Source organism: Microcoleus vaginatus PCC 9802, from assembly GCA_022701275.1.
Lineage (GTDB): Bacteria > Cyanobacteriota > Cyanobacteriia > Cyanobacteriales > Microcoleaceae > Microcoleus > Microcoleus vaginatus_A.
This window is the reverse complement of sequence record CP031740.1, coordinates 1-19,097: the sequence shown is the minus strand read 5'-3', so window position 1 is coordinate 19,097 and position 19,097 is coordinate 1. Positions and strand designations below refer to the sequence as shown.

At 50.9% G+C, this 19,097-nt stretch carries 4 protein-coding genes; all 4 read left to right on the top strand.

Features of this window, described 5'->3' with window-relative positions; all coding sequences use genetic code 11:
• The first annotated feature begins 520 nt into the window (after positions 1–520).
• The 4 genes from D0A34_00020 to panP all read left to right on the top strand — a co-directional run bounded on the left by D0A34_00020 (position 521) and on the right by panP (position 18,958).
• Positions 521–9,118, top strand: coding sequence for a non-ribosomal peptide synthetase (locus tag D0A34_00020; protein UNU17457.1), 8,598 nt, complete (start codon positions 521–523; stop codon positions 9,116–9,118).
• Positions 9,119–9,152: 34 nt separating this feature from the next.
• Complete coding sequence (locus D0A34_00015) at positions 9,153–13,895, top strand: non-ribosomal peptide synthetase (protein UNU17456.1); 4,743 nt, start codon at positions 9,153–9,155, stop codon at positions 13,893–13,895.
• Position 13,896: 1 nt separating this feature from the next.
• Positions 13,897–17,172: a non-ribosomal peptide synthetase gene (locus D0A34_00010; protein UNU17455.1), complete on the top strand. Its 3,276-nt coding sequence runs from the start codon at positions 13,897–13,899 to the stop codon at positions 17,170–17,172.
• Positions 17,173–17,269: 97 nt separating this feature from the next.
• The gene (gene panP / locus D0A34_00005; GenBank protein UNU17454.1) at positions 17,270–18,958 is read left to right on the top strand and encodes a putative pyridoxal-dependent aspartate 1-decarboxylase; all 1,689 of its coding nucleotides are present in this window, start codon (positions 17,270–17,272) and stop codon (positions 18,956–18,958) included.
• The last annotated feature ends 139 nt before the right edge of the window (positions 18,959–19,097 follow it).

Here is a 19,097-nt window from a genome sequence, read left to right as displayed (position 1 = left end):
CTTAATGAGAAAGTGCCTTAATTAGATAACAGAGGACTTGCATCTGTCAAGAGTTAACTAATGAAAACTAATTGCATTTTAAAATAGGGGGTATCACCCCTCTCTCTAGGTACCAGTTGCCTATTATGGTTTCTTGTCAGGGCTAGACAAACGACCGCCTAAAATGCTATGGCAAGAGTTAGAAAAGATTGTCATATAGGAAACCATAGGAGTCAACAAATTTGCTAAACGACTCTTGACAATAAATATCATCTAGCATAGGATGCTTAAAGTCGATAGCCGTAAAGCCCCTGAAGCTGATATCGAAGCTGGCTCGGACTGAAATCGCCCCGGAGCCATTGCCGAACAGCGCGATCGACAAAAAAACCTCAAAACAAGCACTAATACCCGGATTGAAGACTAAAACGCGCTGATGGGAGACTCGTAACGCCCGACAACTGTTCACAGAAAGTCTATGTGGAAAGAATTTGGCGGAACTGGTTGGCGTACTGCAAACAAGATTTATAGGTAAAAAGAATCGATGAGTGACGCAAGCATTAAGGGACACCAACTCACCGAAAGTTGTACTTTAGTAGAACTCCTGCAAAACAGAGCATTACACCAACCAGAGCAGAAATATACTTTTCTGTTAGACGGAAAAACTGAAACCGCCAGTTTGACTTATCGAGAGTTAGACGCGATCGCCCGATCGCACGCCGTGCGACTTCAGACATTGGGAGTCACTGGCGAACGAGCCTTACTGCTTTTCCCACCAGGATTGGACTATCTCGCCGCCTTTTTTGGATGTTTGTACGCCAAAGTGATCGCAGTTCCCCTCTATCCGCCGAAGCTGAAACGGAATTTAGCGAAAATTAGTGCGATCGCCAAAGACGCAGGAGCAAAAGTTGCGATCGCTCCCGCGCGACACTTGGAAAATTTAGAGCAGCTATGCGAGCAAGCGCCGGAACTCAAAGGGCTGCACTGGCTGAGTGCAGAGATGCTTGCCGATGACGGCGAAAAGTGGCAGCAGCCACCCATCCATCCCGACTCCGTGGCTTATCTTCAGTACACTTCCGGCTCAACCTCCACCCCCAAAGGCGTAATGGTGAGCCACGCCAACGTTTTGTACAACATCGAATACATTCACCGAGGCTTTCACCACGATGCCGAAAGCGTTGCCGTAACGTGGCTTCCCCCCTTTCACGACATGGGGTTAATTGACGGATTGCTCAAACCTTTGTATCTGGGAATTCCCTCTTACTTCATGCCGCCAGCCGCGTTTATTCAAAACCCGATGTGCTGGTTGGAAGCGATTTCGCGCTACAAAGCTACCCACAGCGGCGGGCCAAATTTTGCTTACGATTTGTGTGCTAGCAAAATAAGCAAAATCTTGAGCGATGGCCAAAAAAAGCTCGACTTGAGTAGTTGGCGCGTCGCCTATAACGGCGCAGAACCCATCCACAAAGAAACCCTAGAGAGATTTACCAAAGCTTTTGAGCCCTGCGGTTTTCACGCGGATGCCTTTTGTCCTGCTTACGGAATGGCAGAAACCACGTTAAAAATTGCCACGGTTCGCAGCGGCGCAACACCGACTTTCTTACCTGTTGACGCTGGGGCGCTGGAAAATAATCACATTGTAGAAGTTGTCGAAGGCGATCGTGGCGCGAGAACTTTAGTTGGCTGCGGTTTCCCTGAATTTGGCACTAAAGTTGCGATCGTCAATCCCGAATCTCTGACGCAATGCCAGCCGCAGGAAGTCGGAGAAATTTGGGTAGCTGGCGAAACAGTTGCGCGAGGCTATTGGAATCGCCCAGAAGAAACAGAAAAAACTTTCCAAGCATATCTTTCAGATACCAGCGAAGGGCCATTTTTGCGAACAGGAGATTTAGGCTTTTTACGCGATCGAGAACTGTTTATTACAGGGCGACTCAAAGATTTGATTATCATCCGAGGTCGCAATCTTTACCCCCAAGATATAGAAAGAACGGCAGAGCAAAGTTACCCCACTTTACGGTTAGGGGCTAACGCAGCATTTTCCGTAAAAATTGCCGACACTGAACAACTCGTTATTGTCCAAGAAATAGAATCTCGCAAAACACCGGCCAATAGCGAGGAAATTATCCGCGCCATCCGCCATCGCATTGCGATCGAATATGAACTACAAGCCTATGGAGTAGTGCTGATTAAGCCCGGAAGTATTCCGAAAACGACCAGCGGTAAAATTCAACGTCGCGCCGCCTATGCTGACTTTCTAGCTGACAAATTGGAAGTTGTCGCCAGTAGCGTTTTAGAGATATCTGATTTTGTTGAAATAGAGAATCGCCTCACGCGAGAAAATCTGCTGACAGCCGAGTTAGCCGAACAGCAGGCACAGTTAGAAACCTATTTGCGACAGCAGGTAGCGAGGGTGCTGAAAGTCAGCATTTCTCAAATCCAATCGGCACAGGGTTTTAGTAACTTGGGTTTGGATTCATTGGCGGTATTTGAATTTAAAAATCAGATCGAAACCGATCTAAAAATAGCTTTATCAATAGAAGACTTATTCCAGGAATTAAGTCTTGCTCAACTGGCTGCAAAAATTTTAGAAAAATTGGCTGAAGCCCCGAAAATTGCGTCTATTCAGGCAGTTTCTCGCCTACAAAATATCCCCCTGTCTTTTGCTCAAGAGCGCTTATGGTTCTTTGACCAATTGGAACCAGGAAACCCCTTTTATAACCTCTGCGGTGCAGTTCGGATCACAGGACAACTCAATGCAGAAGCACTCAGGCAAAGTATTGAGAAAATTATCGAGCGGCACGAGGTTTTGAGAACGGCATTTGTCGCTGTGGAAGGGCAACCGATACAGGTTGTCGCTGCTGCGGGCGATTGGACGCTGCCGCTGATAGATTTGAGCGATCGCTCCCCAGACGATCGCCAGGCCGAGGTACAAAGGCTGTCGGCCCTCCAAGCGCGAGATCCCTTTGACTTGGGGCAAAGCTCTCTGCTGCGCGCCCAACTGCTGCGCCTCGACTTCACAGAGCACGTCTTACTTCTAACCGTGCATCATATCGTTTTTGATGGTTGGTCCCTGGGCGTATTTCTCCGGGAGTTGGCAGAATTTTATCAAGCTTTTTCTAGCGATCGTTTACCCTTGCTTTCCCCGCTGCCAATTCAATACGCCGACTTTGCCACATGGCAGCGCCAGCAGTTGCAAGGAGAAATATTAGAGACGCAACTGGCTTACTGGAAGCAGCAGTTAAGTGGCAGCTTGCCGATTCTAAATTTACCAACAGACTTTCCTCGCCCCGCCGTTCAAACGTTCCAGGGTGCGAGACAAACTTGGGAGTTGCCCAAAGATTTGAGCTTGGCACTGGCCCAATTGGGCCAGCAAGAAAAAGCCACCCTATTTATGACGTTGCTGGCAGCCTTCAAGACGCTGCTTTATCGCTACACGGGGCAGACAGATATTTTAGTTGGCTCTCCCATCGCCAACCGCAATCGCAGCGAAATAGAAGCATTAATTGGATTTTTTGTCAATACTTTAGTGCTGCGGTCTGACTTAAATGGAAATCCGAGTTTTCGAGAGTTGCTAAGCAGCGTGCGAGAAGTGGCATTAGGCGCTTACGCGCATCAAGATGTACCGATTGAGAAGCTGGTCGAGGAGTTGCAGCCAGAGCGAGATTTGAGCTACTCGCCGCTGTTTCAGGTGGCGTTTGCCTTGCAAAACGGCTTGACGCAGACTATAGAATTGCCAGGGCTGACCTTAAATTCCCATGAAATCGATACCGGAACGGCTAATTTCGACTTGATGCTATTTTTGGAAGAAACCGAGCGGGGGTTGACGGCGACGTGGGAGTACAGCACGAACCTGTTCCAACCCAGCACGATCGCGCGGATGCAAGGGCATTTTCAGATTTTGTTGGAAGGAATTATCGCCAATGCCGACACGCGCATTTCAGAGTTGCCATTGTTGAGCGATCGCGAACGGCATCAACTCCTAATCGAGTGGAATAATACGCAAGTCGATTATCCAAAAGATTCTACAATTCACCAGATTTTTGAAGCTCGGGCGCAGCAGACACCCGATGCCATTGCGGTGGTGTTTGAAAACAAACAGCTCACCTATAAGGAACTAAACCAAAAAGCGAATCAAGTCGCGCACTACCTGCAAAAACTCGGTGTAAAACCTGAAGTCCGCGTCGGAATTTATGTCGATCGCTCCCTAGAAATGGTGGTGGGATTGCTGGGAATTATTAAGGCTGGCGGCGCTTATGTTCCGCTCGATCCGGCGTATTCAAGCGAACGCTTGAGCTTCATGCTGGAGGATGCCAAGGTTCAAGTGCTGCTGGCGCAGTCGCATTTAGATGAGAAGATTCGCGATCGGGCGTCGAGTGCAGTTTTCCTTGATTCAGACTGGGAAAACATCGCGCGAGAAAGCAAAGAAAATTGTTTGAGCGATGTAACACCCGATTGTCTCGCTTATGTAATCTATACATCAGGTTCGACAGGGAAACCCAAGGGCGTTCAAGTCAACCATCGCAGCGCCGTTAATCTTTTTGCAGCCACTTACCCCCTATTTAATTTTAGTGAGCGCGACGCTTGGACTGTTTTTCACTCTTACGCTTTCGACTTCTCCGTATGGGAAATTTGGGGAGCACTTGTTCACGGCTGCAAGCTGGTTATCGTCCCTCTCGAAGTGACTCAATCGCCCTTGGCTTTTTACCAATTGCTGTGCTCCGAGCGAGTTACCATTCTCAATCAAACTCCTTCAGCAATTCGCCAACTGATTGACGCTCAAAAAACAGCAGATCGCGAGCCAAAATGGAGCCTGCGCCTAATTATTTGCGGCGGAGAAGCTTTGCCTGCAGAACTCGCTTCTGAGTTGCTTGAGTGGAACCTCCCCCTTTGGAACTTTTACGGCCCCACAGAAGCCACTGTCTGGACAGCGATCCATCGGATAAAATCCGTTGAATCAAAGCGCGGTTCGATCCCGATTGGTCGCCCTCTTCCCAACACCCAGCTCTACATTCTGGACGCAAATTTGCAGCCGGTTCCTGTAGGCGTTTTGGGCCAACTGTATATCGGCGGCGCTGGCTTATCCAGAGGCTATTTGAACCTACCCGAACTAACTGCCCAAAAGTTTATTCCCAATCCCTTCTGTGAGGAAATCGGGGCGCGGTTGTACAAAACTGGAGATATTGCCCGCTACCTGCCAGATGGAACGATTGAATTTTTAGGCCGCAGCGACAATCAAGTCAAAATTCGCGGTTTCCGAATTGAACTGGGCGAGATTGAAGCGGTACTGAGCCAGCATCCAGCAGTGCGGGAAAGTGTAGTGCTGCTTGGGGAGGATAATTCAGGCGAAAACTGCTTGGTGGCTTATATCGTTTCTAGCTCAGAATTCAGCACTGGGCAGCCATCTTTAATTAGCAAACTGCGTGGCTTTCTCAAAGAAAAGCTGCCACAATACATGATCCCTTCAGCCTTCGTGCTGCTAGAGGCTCTGCCTTTAACATCTAATGGAAAAATCGATCGGCGATCGCTCAGAGCGCCCGATGTAGAAAGATCGGAGTTAAACGCAGCTTCTGCACCTCGCACTCGGGAAGAACAGTTACTCGCTGAAATTTGGAGTCAGGTTCTCGGCGTCAAACAAATAGGAATTGGCGACAATTTCTTCGAGTTGGGAGGACATTCCCTGCTGGCAACGCAACTGATTGCTAAAGTTCGAGAAGCGTTTCAGGTAGAGTTGCCACTACGCAGTTTGTTTCAGTGCCCGACGGTGGAAAGTTTGGCGGCTGTAATTTCTCCGCAAAAAAGTGATGCGGTAAAACAAGTTTTTGCCAATAGCCTGCCGGTAATAACGCCCGATCCAGAGGGGCGGCACCAGCCCTTCGGGCTCACCGACATCCAGCAGGCTTACTGGATCGGTCGCGGAGAAACGTTTGAGTTGGGCGGGGTCGCCACGCACATTTATGCAGAGATTGAAAGCGTCAATTTAGACCTAGAGCGATTCAGCCAAGCTTGGCAGCAATTAATCGAACGTCACGAGATGCTGCGAGCGATCGTCAGACCAGACGGGCAGCAGCAAATCTTGGAGCAGGTGCCGGCTTATCAAATTCAAGTTTTAGACCTGCGCGGGCAAAATTCTCAGGTCGTAAATTCTCAGATCGAAGCGGTTCGCGAGTCTCTGTCCCATCAGGTAATTCCGAGCGATCGCTGGCCTTTATTTGAAATTCGCGCCTCTGTGTTAGATGACCGGCGGGTGCGGCTGCACTTCAGCTTTGATGCCTTGATTGCCGACGCTTGGAGTTTTCAAATGCTGGGTCAGGAATGGGCCAAGCTTTACCAGAATCCCAACGAAACCCTTTCGGACATTGAAATCTCCTTCCGAGATTATGTCTTTGCAGAATTAGCCTGCCGCCATACAGAAGAGTACCGGCGATCTGTGGATTACTGGCAAAGCCGCATTCCCACTTTACCGCCGGCACCGGATCTGCCCTTGATTAAGAATCCGGCTGCCATCGAAAAACCCCGTTTCGAGCGCCGAACCGGCCAATTAGACCCAAAAACCTGGCAGCAACTCAAAAATAAGTCAACTAAAGCGGGCAGCACCCCTTCGGGAATCTTGCTCGCTGCTTTTGCGGAAGTTCTGGCTGTTTGGAGCAAAAATCCTCGGTTTACCATTGGGCTAACTCTGTTTAATCGCTTGCCCTTGCACCCTCAAGTTAATGAGATCGCGGGAGATTTCACCTCACTGATATTGCTTGCGGTCGATAACTCGGCGCGGGATAGCTTTGCAGCTCGGGTTCGGCGACTCCAAGAGCAATTGTGGGATGACCTCGACCACCGCTATTTCAGCGGCGTGCAAGTTTTGCGGGAGTTGCTCCGCCAACAAGGGAGGGTTTCAGCAGCGCTGATGCCGGTGGTGTTTACCAGCACCCTGACTCAAAATGCCGAAGGAGAACAAAATTTCCCGCTGCACTGGCTGGGAGAGACAGTTTGCGCCATCACTCAGACACCCCAAGTTTTCTTAGACGTTCAGGTGTCGGAAGAAGCGGGTGCTTTGGTTTTCAACTGGGATGCTGTGGAAGAACTTTTCCCCGCAGGGATGCTGGATGATATGTTTGCCAGTTACAGCCATTTCCTGCAGCGTTTGGCTGATGAAGCGGAAATCTGGCAAGAAGCAAATCCCCAATTATTGCCACCGACACAACTGCAGCAACGCGCCGCTATTAACGCGACCGAGGCGCCGGTGCCTGCAGAAATGCTTCACACTTTGTTTGCTGCCCGCGTGCCTTTGCACCCGCAAAAAGTGGCTGTCGTGGCAACGCATTGCACCCTGACTTATGAGGAGCTATACCAGCGTTCCCGCGCGCTGGGTTATCGACTGCAAAAGCTGGGATCTCGACCCAACACTTTAGTTGCAGTCGTCATGAAGAAAGGGTGGGAACAAGTGGTGGCGTGCTTGGGAATTCTCATGTCTGGGGCGGCCTATGTACCCGTAGACCCCGCACTGCCAAAAGAACGGCGATCGCAACTGTTAGCGCAAGCAGAAGTTGAGATAGCTGTCACCCAATCTGGGCTAGAGGTCTCCTTAGATTGGCCAGAAAACCTGCAGCGAATTTGCGCCGATACCGAAGAACTGACCGATGAATTTCACCAGCCTTTAGAGCCAGTGCAAACGCCAGAAGACCTCGCCTATGTCATTTACACCTCTGGCTCTACCGGCGTGCCCAAAGGGGTAATTATTGACCATCGCGGTGCTGTCAACACCATTGCTGACATCAACCAGCGTTTCGGGGTAGAAGCAGGTGACCGAGTGTTAGCGCTTTCTTCCCTCAGTTTTGACCTGTCAGTTTATGACATCTTTGGCACCCTAGCGGCTGGCGGAACGATTGTCTTGCCCGAATCTTCAGCCGCACAAGACCCCGCTCGCTGGGCAGAACTAATGGTGCGGGAAAACATCACCCTTTGGAATTCCGTGCCGGCTTTAATGCAGATGATGGTGGAATATGCCAGTGGCAAGCCGGAAGTTTTCCAGAATCTGCGGTTAGTCTTGCTCAGCGGAGATTGGCTGCCTCTGACTTTGCCGGGGCAAATTAAATCCTTGCGCGAATGCGTGCAAGTCGTGAGCTTGGGGGGGGCGACTGAAGCGTCTATCTGGTCGATTCTCTATCCCATTGAAGAAGTCAGCCCAGATTGTCCAAGCGTGCCTTACGGCAAACCGATGAAAAATCAGCGCTTCTATGTATTAGACGAAGCGCTAGATCCCTGTCCGGTGTGGGTTCCGGGTCAGCTTTACATCGGCGGAATTGGACTGGCCAAAGGTTACTGGCGCAATCCGGAAAAAACTGCAGCCAGCTTCATAACGCACCCCCGGACGGGCGAACGCTTGTACCGAACGGGAGATTTAGGGCGTTTCCTCCCTGACGGCAACATCGAATTTTTAGGGCGAGAAGACTTCCGCATCAAAATTCGGGGATACCGCATCGAGGCCGGAGAAATTGAAGCCGCTTTGAACCAGCACCCGGCAGTGCGATCGTGTGTAGTAACGGCATTCGGGGAAGATCTCCGTCAGAAACGGTTAGTAGCCTATGTGGTTCCCCAACAAAATCCAGCGCCAGAAACTTGCGAATTGCGGCAATTTCTGAGCCAAAAGCTGCCCGAATATATGCTGCCGTCTGCATTTGTCATGCTGGAGGCACTGCCGCTATCTGCCAATGGAAAAGTAGACCACAAAGCTCTTCCCGCACCGGATGCCGCCTTCCTTCCGAAAACCTTTGTCGCGCCTGGCACCCCGGTTGAAAAAGTTCTCGCAGGCATCTGGGCTGAAATACTCGGAGTGGAAAAAATCAGCATTCACGACAACTTTTTTATCGATTTAGGAGGGCACTCCCTACTAGCCACGCAAATCATCTCAGCCGTGCGCGACACCTTCGGGGTAGATATCCCCCTGCGCTCCTTCTTCGAGTCGCCTACCGCATCCGAGCAAGCCGCTGCCCTGGTGGAAAATCCCGCACAGCGAGAGAAAGTTGAAAATACCGCTCAATTGCTGCTGAGTCTTGCGGAACTTTCCGATGAAGAAGTAGAGCGAATGCTGGCCGAGAAAACTTCTCTCCCCGATCGGGAATTGGCGATCGCCTCTCCCTCTACTTATTAATTCCAGCAGTCTAGTCAAAATTAATCAGGGTCAAATGAGCTATTTGAAACTATCTGCAAAAAAACGCGCATTGCTGGAAGTGATGCTACGAGAAAAGGGGGTAGAATCCTCAAGCGATCGCAGAATTCCTAGAAGGAAAGAAGGCGACTCGATCCCCTTGTCTTTCGCCCAGCAACGGCTGTGGTTTTTCGACCAGTTCGAGGCGGGAAAATCTTTCTACAATCTCCCAGGCGCTATCCGGCTCAAAGGCAAATTAAATGTCGCCGTGTTGGAGCAAACTTTCAACGAAATCGTCAACCGGCACGAAGCTTTGCGATCGACTTTTACTGAGGTTCAGGGACAGCCAATTCAAGTCATTGCTCCCCCTGGAACTCGCCTGCCGCTGCCAGTAATAGACCTGCGAGAACTGCCCCAGAGCGATCGAGAGGCAGCCGTAAAGCAGCTATCTGCAAAGGAAGCGCAACAGCCCTTTGACTTAGAACGAGGCCCCTTGCTGCGAACATCTTTGCTACAGCTTAGCGAAGAAGAATACGTCCTGCTGCTGACGATGCACCACATCGTTTCAGATGGCTGGTCGATAGGAGTGCTGGCGCGGGAACTGGCGGCAATTTACGAAGCCTTATCCGCCGGAAACCAACCGCAGCTTCCAGAGCTTCCCGTGCAGTATGCCGACTTTGCGATCTGGCAGCGCCACTGGCTCTGCGGCGAAGTGCTGCAAACTCAGCTTGCGTACTGGAAGCAACAGTTGGAGGGAGCGCCTCCCTTGCTGGAACTGCCAGCCGATCGACCCCGACCTCCAATTCAGACCTCCGAAGGCGCAACCCAGTCGCTATTGCTGTCTTTCGAGCTGACAGCCGCCCTCAAAAACCTCAGCCAGCGGGAGGACGTTACCCTGTTTATGACGCTGCTGGCGGCATTTAAAGCGCTGCTTTACCGCTATACAGGGCGGACAGACTTGCTAGTCGGCTCGCCGATCGCCAACCGCAACCGCGCGGAAATTGAAGGGCTCATTGGCGTATTCGTCAATACGCTGGTGTTGCGGACTGACGTTTCCGGCGATCCTACTTTTCGAGAATTGCTTCAACGCTTGCGCGAGGTGACTTTGGGAGCCTACGCGCACCAAGACTTGCCATTTGAGAAACTGGTTGAGGAACTGCAACCCGAGCGCAGTCTCAGTTATAACCCGGTATTTCAGGTTATGTTCCAGTTGCGGAATAACCCCATGCCGCCCTTGGAGCTGCCCGGATTGACTTTAAGTCTGCTCGAGGTCGAAACGAATACGACGCAGTGTGATTTGAGCTTGGATTTAGAAGAAGTGGGAGAAAGGCTGCAAGCCTCAGTGGAATACAGCACGGATTTGTTCGATCGCGCCACCATTACCCGGATGCTCGGACACCTGCAAACCTTGTTGGAAGGTATCGCCGCTAAGCCAGAGCAGCACCTCTCCAGCTTGCCCCTGCTGACTGCTGCCGAAAAGCAGCAATTGCTGGAGTGGAATAACACCAATACGGGTTATTTTCCCAACCAGTGCCTGCCGGATCTGTTTGAAAAACAGGTGGAGCAAACCCCCGACGCCCCGGCGGCAGTCTTTGACAACCAGCAGCTAACCTACCGACAGCTCAACGCCAAGGCCAACCAAATCGCGCATTACTTGCAAAAACTGGGGGCAAGTCCAGATGTGCTGGTGGGCGTTTGCGCCGATCGCTCAGAGGAGGCGATCGCGGCTTTTCTGGGCGTCCTCAAAGCAGGTGCAGCCTACCTGCCCCTAGACCCCGCTTACCCGCCGAAGCGCTTGGCTTATATGCTCGAAGACGCCGGGGCACCACTGCTGCTGACGCAACAACACCTGTTAAACAAGCTCCCCCCGCACTCTTGCAAAGTCGTTTGTTTGGACGCAGACTGGGAGCAAGTTGCCCTGGAGAGCGAAGAAAACCCCTCTAACACAGCCACGCCTGAAAACCTCGCTTACGTTACCTACACCTCGGGTTCTACTGGACGCTCTAAAGGGGTGGCAGTCAATCGCAGCAGTCTGGTAAATGCCTATTTAGGCTGGGAAACCGCTTATGAGCTTCGGTCTGGGGTAACATCTCACCTCCAGATGGCCAGCTTCTCATTCGACGTTTTTAGCGGCGACTTGATGCGAGCGCTGTGTTCTGGCGGCAAACTGGTGCTGTGCGATCGCGATTTGCTGCTCGCGCCGCAGGAACTCTACGAACTGATGCGGCAGCAAAAGATCGACTTTGCCGAATTCGTTCCCGCCGTCTTGAGGAACCTGATCCAGTACCTAGAAGAGAGCGGACAGCGGCTCGACTTTATGAAAATCGTCGTCTGCGGCTCAGACAGTTGGTATGCCTCGGAATATGAAAAATTCCGGCAATTTTGCGGCCCTGAAACTCGGTTGATTAACTCTTTTGGCATCACTGAAGCCACCATCGACAGTTGCTATTTTGAAAGCGCGACGGGAAATTTAGCGGGCGAGCAGTTAGTGCCCATCGGACGGCCCTTTCCCAACACCCAGCTTTACATCTTAGACGCTGCCTTGGGGCCCGTGCCGATCGGCGTTCCCGGAGAACTGCACGTCGGCGGTGCAGGCTTGGCGCGAGGCTATCTCAACCGCCCCGAATTAACCGCCCAGAAATTCATTGCCCACCCCTTCTGCGAAGAAATTTCTGCTTTCGGGCCTTCAAATCGCCTTTACAAAACTGGGGATTTAGCTCGCTACTTGCCAGACGGCAATATCGAGCTAATTGGTCGCATTGACAATCAGGTGAAAATTCGCGGCTTCCGCATCGAGCTGGCAGAGATTGAGGCGGCACTCTCCCAGCATCCTGCAGTGCGGGAAAGTGCGGTTTTGGTGTGGTCCGAGACGAACGCTCGCAAGCGTCTCGTTGCTTACGTCGTCCCCGACGCCCGAGAGCAAAATTCTTCACTGTCTTCTAGCGAGCTGCGCCAGTTCCTGCAAGAACGCTTGCCAGAGTACATGGTGCCGTCTGCCTTCGTCCTGCTGGAGAAACTGCCTCTAACGCCTAACGGCAAGCTCGATCGGGCTGCGCTCCCAGCGCCAGACTTGACGCGATCCGAATTGGAAGAGACTTTCGCGGCTCCTTGCAGCAGCATCGAGCAGCAGCTAGCCAGTATTTGGATGGAGGTTCTCGGAATCGAGCGAGTGGGCATACACGACAACTTTTTCGAGTTGGGCGGAGATTCGATTCTCAGCATTCAGATTGTCGCCAAAGCCAATCGAGCGGGGATTCAACTGACTCCCAAACTGCTATTCCAGCACCAGACGATCGCGTTTCTGGCAGCCGCTGCTGGCACTGTCGAGGCTGTGCGAGCCGAGCAAAAACCGGTGACGGGCGCGGTGCCGCTGACTCCCGTGCAGCAGTGGTTCTTTGAAGAAAATTTTGCCTGTGGGCACCACTGGAATCAAGCCGTGATGTTAGAAGTGCGGCAACCCCTCGAAGCAGTGCTGCTGGAGCGAGCGTTCGCGCAACTTCTGACGCACCACGACGCCCTGCGCCTGCGCTTTGCGCCCGGCGAATCTGGCTGGCAGCAGTTCAATGCCGAACCGGGGGGAGCCGTGCCGTTTGAAAAATTAGATTTATCTAATTTGTTGACAAACGAGCAAAGTTGTGCTATTGAGTCTAAGGCCGATGCAGTACAGGCAAGCTTAAACCTGTCAGAAGGGCCGCTAGCGCGCGCTGTTCTGTTCGATCTGGGGGCGCAGCAACCTTCGCGCCTGCTAATAGTTATCCACCACTTAGCTGTCGATGGCGTATCGTGGCGAATTTTGCTGGAAGACTTGCAGAATGCCTGCGAGCAGTTGAGCAGGGGTCTTGCAATCTCGCTGCCGCCGAAGACGACATCTTTCAAACAGTGGGCACAGCGGCTGGTTGAATACGCTCAGTCAGAAGCGTTGCACGAAGAATTCGATTACTGGCTGGCACACCTGCAAAAGCCGATTTCTCCCCTGCCAGTAGATTTCGCTGGGGGAAGCAATGCGGTAGCCCAGTCGCGCATCGTGTCGGTGGCGATCGCAGCAGAAGACACTAACGTCTTGCTGCACGAAGTTCCCAAAGTCTACCGAACCCAAATTAACGACGTGCTGCTGGCAGCACTGGCGTGGGCGTTTGCCCAGTGGACCCGAGAGCCATCGCTGCTGGTTGATTTAGACGGGCACGGGCGAGAAGATATCTTCCCAGATGCAGACGTTTCGCGGACTGTGGGTTGGTTTACTTCCGTGTTTCCGGTACTGCTGTCGATCGGCGAGGCTTCAACTCCTGCAGATGGCTTAAAGGCTGTCAAAGAACAGTTGCGCGCCATCCCGAATCGCGGTATCGGTTACGGGTTGCTGCGATATCTCGCTGGCGGCGAAATTTCCCAGAAATTGCGCTCGCTCCCGGATGCCGAGGTGAGTTTCAATTACTTCGGACAGTTCGACCAAGTTCTCCCTGAATCATCTTTATTTGCCCTGTCTGGGGAATCCGTCGGGCAGCCTTTTAGCCCCGAAGGAAACCGCAGCTATTTGATAGAAATTAACGGATTTGTTGCGGGCGGGCAGTTGCGAATGGATTGGACTTACAGCGAGGAAATCCACCGCCGTTCTACGGTGGAGAATTTAGCGCAAAAATTTGCCGAAGCCCTGCGAGCGATCGCCCTGGCGTCCCAGGAACCCGAAGCAGTCGGCTGCACTCCCTCTGACTTTGCAGAATTCAAGTGGAGCCAGTGGACGCAAAACGACCTAGAAGACATTCTTTCAGCAATTGGAAAAGTTTGAAATGGGCAAAAGCAACGTTGAAGATTTTTACCCCCTCTCGCCCATGCAGCAGGGGATGCTCTTTCACACCCTGTACTCTCCCAACTCGGGAGTTTATTTCGAGCAATTAACTTGCACGCTTCGCAAACTGGCGAACCCGCAGGCATTCAAGCAGGCGTGGCAGCAGGTGACCGATCGACATCCCATCTTGCGTACTTCCTTCGTCTGGGAAGGCCTCAAAGAACCCGTTCAAGTCGTGTACCGGCAAGTCCAACTGCCTTGGGAGGAGTGCAACTGGCAAGGGCTCGCGCCCGCAGCACAGCAACAGCAGCTAGAAACCTTTCTCAAAAGCGATCGCGAGCGGGATTTCGATATGCGGCAACCGCCGTTGATGCGGATGACTCTGATCAAACTGGCAAAAGATACTTATTATTTCATCTGGAGCCACCACCACCTGCTGCTAGATGGCTGGTCCAACCCCACCATCCTCACAGAAGTCTTTGATTTTTACCAAGCCGAACTCAACGGCGAGCAATTATCCTTGCCGCGCCCGCGCCCCTATCGCGACTACATTGTTTGGATACAGCAGCAGAATTTGTCTGAGGCTGAGTCGTTTTGGCGGCAGCGCCTCCAAGGCTTTACCGCACCCACGCCGATGCCAATTGAGCGGGATTTTGGAGCCTCGGCGGGAGAAGAAAGCGATCGGGAGCAGCAAATCCTGCTGCCTGTAGCGACAACAGCAGCGCTGCGATCGTTAGCTCGGCAGCAGCAATTGACGCTGAACACTCTAGTGCAAGGAGCCTGGGGGCTGCTTCTGAGCCGCTACAGCGGCGAGGAAGACATCATTTTTGGAACGGTTGTCTCCGGTCGTCCACCAGACTTGGCGGGAGTAGAATCGATGGTGGGGCTGTTCGTCAACACCCTGCCCGCGCGCGTCAAAATTCGCCCAAAAGACTCGCTGCTGTCTTGGCTCAAGCAGTTCCAGGATCGACAAATAGAGGCGCGGCAGTACGAATACAGCCCCTTGGTAGAGGTGCAGCGGTGGAGCGAAGTGCCGCGCAGGCTGCCTTTGTTTGACACGCTGGTAGTTTTTGAGAACTATCCCTTGGAGTCTTCTTTGCAGAAGCGGGTTCAAAACCTGGAAATAGAAAGCGTTCTTTCTTTTGAAAAGACGAACTATGCTCTAACGCTGACGGTGGTGCCGGGTGAGGAGTTGGCGCTCAAAATTGGTTACAATAGCAACCGCTTTGAGGACAGTGCGATCGCACGGATGCTCGGACACCTGCAAACTTTACTGCAGGGAATGACTGCCAATCCTGAGCGGAAACTGTCAGAATTGCCTTTATTGAGCGCCGCCGAACGCCAGCAATTACTTGTCCAGTGGAACGACACCCAAGCGGATTACCCCAAAAATTCCTCAATTCACGAATTATTTGCAGCGCAAACAGAGCGAACCCCAGATGCAGTGGCTGCAATTTGCGAAAATGAACAATTGACTTACCGCGAATTGAATGCCAAAGCCAACCAAATCGCGCATTACCTGCAAACTCTAGGTGTAAAACCCGAAGTTTTGGTGGGAATTTGCTTAGAGCGATCGCTGGAAATGCTGGCGGCCATTTTGGGCATTTTAAAAGTCGGTGCCGCTTACGTTCCTCTCGATCCTGCTTATCCCCAAGAACGCCGATCCTTCATGCTGGCCGACGCAAAAGTTCCGGTGCTTTTGACTCAAAAAAACCTCCTAGAAACCCTCCCCCAAAACAGCGCTAAAGTCGTCTGTATCGACGGCGAATGGCAGGAAATTTCCCGCGAGAGCGATCGCAACCCCGCTGTTAAAGTGGAAGCTGAAAACCTCGCTTACGTCCTCTACACTTCCGGCTCGACTGGCACTCCCAAAGGCGTACTCGGCACCCACCGAGGCACAGTCAATCGCTGTTTTTGGAACCCCTACCCTTTTATCGAACAAGATATTTGCTGTCAAAAAACCTCCTTAAATTTTGTCGATTCGGTTTGGGAAATCTTTGCTCCTTTGTTGCATGGGTTGCCAACTGTGATAATTCCCGATCGAGCCGTCAAAGATATTAACCAATTCATTCAGACTTTATCAAAACAAAATGTAACGCGACTGGTGCTGGTTCCTTCTTTGTTGCGCGCTCTCTTAGATTCTTTCCCTGATTTAGACAGGCGTTTGCCTCAATTAAAATATTGGATTTGCAGCGGAGAAACTCTGCCGATGGAACTTTGCCAGCAATTTCGAGAGCAGATGCCCCAGCGGGTATTAATCAATCTTTATGGCTCTTCGGAAGTAGCTGCGGACGTGACGTGGTACGATGCAACTCACTGTGTCGAGAAAGTTCCAATCGGTCGCCCGATCGCCAACACGCAAATTTATCTGCTCGATCGCAATTTGCAACCCGTTTCGATAGGAATTCCCGGCGAGATTTACGTCGGCGGCGATGGATTGGCACAGGGCTACTTAAACCGTCCCGACTTAACCTCGGAGAAATTCATTTCTAGCCCGTTTGGGCAAGAAAAATTAGATTTTCTCGGTAATTCTCATCAAAAAGTTTTGTTCAAAACAGGCGATCTCGGTTGTTACCTGCCGGATGGTAATATAGAATTTCTGGGTCGTGGCGATTGCCAAGTAAAAATTCGCGGTTTCCGCATCGAACTAGGAGAAATAGAGGCAGCACTTTCTCAACATTCTTCTGTGTCCACCGCTGCTGTTTTGCTTCAAGAAAATGAACCAGGCAGTCAACGCCTAGTCGCTTACCTAGTTCCTAACTCTGGGTTCACAAATCAGCACCCAGAACTTATTTCCGAATTCCGTTCATTCTTGAAGCACAAACTGCCAGATTACATGGTGCCTTCAGCTTTTGTGCTATTAGATGCGCTGCCACTAACGCCCAACGGAAAAATTGACCGCCTCGCCTTATCTCAAAGGTGCGATTACGTTTCTGATGAAACAGCCTTCACTGAGCCACAAACGCCCACCGAGAAAGAAATTGCTGAGATTTGGACTGCTCTTTTAGGGCTAGAAAAAGTAGGAACTAACCAAAACTTTTTTGACATCGGCGGTCACTCTCTGATGGCAACACAGTTAATATCGCGAGTGCGATCGTGCTTTGGGGTAGAGTTAGCGATGTGCGATTTTTTTGCCGCTCCCACCATTGAGAATTTAGCTGAACTAATCGAGGAAGAAATTCTGGCAAACGCCGATTCTAACCAGATAGATGAATTGCTCGATCTCTTAGAAAAAAGTGAGGGAGAGTCAGCACAAACTGTGATGCTGACTGAGTAAATATCGGGTTAGCAAAAAAGCACAAACAGCCCTTTTCTCCTTAAGGCTTCGGTGGGAATAGGAGACAAAAAAGCCCATTTAACAGGATTGATGCGGGATGAATAAACTAACAGTAAAAGCCAAAGATTCTCAAGATGTAATGCAGTCATTAAAAGCCTCTGTTACCCCACTTGAAGAAAAGTTAATGGAGCTATTCAGTGCTTCAGAAAAGTCATTTTTGGCAGAAGAAGCAATGGAGGAGCGAATTTCTGCCCTAGTTCAAGACTTTTTGTACGCAAAAACTGCTAGTACAGATATTGACTTAGAGTTAATTATTCAGGAGTTTAGGGAAAACAAAATTCCCGCCCTTCCTACAGATGTTGGCAATTATATCGATGATTTGACTCAAACCCTCGTTGCTCATTCCATTCACACCTCTTCCCCCCGATATATCGGTCACATGACGAGCGCACTTCCCTATTTTGTGCGCCCGATCGCGAAGCTGTTAACCGCGATGAATCAAAATTTAGTCAAGATGGAAACTGCCAAAGTTTTAAGCCCTTGCGAGCGCCAGACTTTGGCAATGATCCACCGATTAATTTACGATTTTTCTGAGGATTTTTATAACCAGCACATTCAAAAAAGTGACAGCACGCTCGGTATCATGACAACGGGCGGCACCCTGGCTAATATTACAGCCCTGTGGTGCGCTCGCAACGCTTCTTTAGGGCCAAAAAATAACTTTAGTGGCATTGAAAAAGAAGGCTTGTACGCCGCTTTAGAGTTTTACGGCTACAAGGGAATGGTGATAATCGGCTCCCATTTGATGCACTATTCTTTTGAAAAGGCTGCCGGTTTATTAGGCATTGGCGATCGCAATCTCCTCAAAGTCCCTACCGATTCCAATCACCGCATGGATTTGGCAGCGCTGCGCCAAACTGTAGCCGAATGTCGCGATCGCAATCTGCACATTCTGGCAATTATCGGTATTGGAGGCAGCACCGATTCGGGAAGTATCGATCCGCTTCCAGAAATAGCCGCGATCGCGCAAGAAGCAAACGCTCACTTTCACGTCGATGCAGCTTGGGGCGGCCCCGTGCTTTTTTCCGAACGTCACCGGCACAAATTCGCAGGCATTGAACTAGCAGATTCCGTCACCATAGATGGACACAAACAAATGTATTTGCCAATGGGAATCGGTCTGGTTTTATTCCGCAATCCCCAAACCGCCAAAGTTATTGAAAAACACGCACCCTACACGGTGCGAAAAGACTCCATCGATCTAGGCAAGCGCTCTCTCGAAGGCTCTCGACCAGGTGCGAGTTTGTACTTGCAAGCCGCGTTGAATATCATCGGCCATCAAGGCTATGAGTTTTTGATAGATGCAGGCATCCATAAAACGCAGCACTTCGCCAATTTAATTCGGGAAAATCCAGCATTTGAATTGCTGCTAGAACCAGAAATTAATATTCTTTTATACCGCTACATTCCAGAAACCTTCAGGGAAAAAGCAGCCAAAAAACAACTAGCCGAAGCAGACAACCACTTCATCAATCAATTTAACGAGCGCCTTCAGGAGGCCCAGCGGCGAGCCGGTCACACATTCGTATCGCGAACAACCGTGCAAAACACCTGTTATGGCAAAACCATTCCCATTGTTGCTTTTCGAGTCGTCCTTGCCAACCCCCTCACCACTGAAGCAGATATCAACGTTGTTTTAAACGACCAGCTAAAAATAGCAGCAAAGCTTTCCTTAACTATCACAAACAGCGACCACTGCGACGAGGTAAATTATGATGTCTACTAATCGTTCAGAACGACTGAAAAACCTCTCGCCCGAGAAGCGAGCGCTCCTCCTCAAAGCATTGGGCAAAGAGGCAGTACAGGCTGAGCAATCTAAGCGCATTCCCAGGCGATCGCAGCAAAATTCTGCTCCCCTTTCTTTT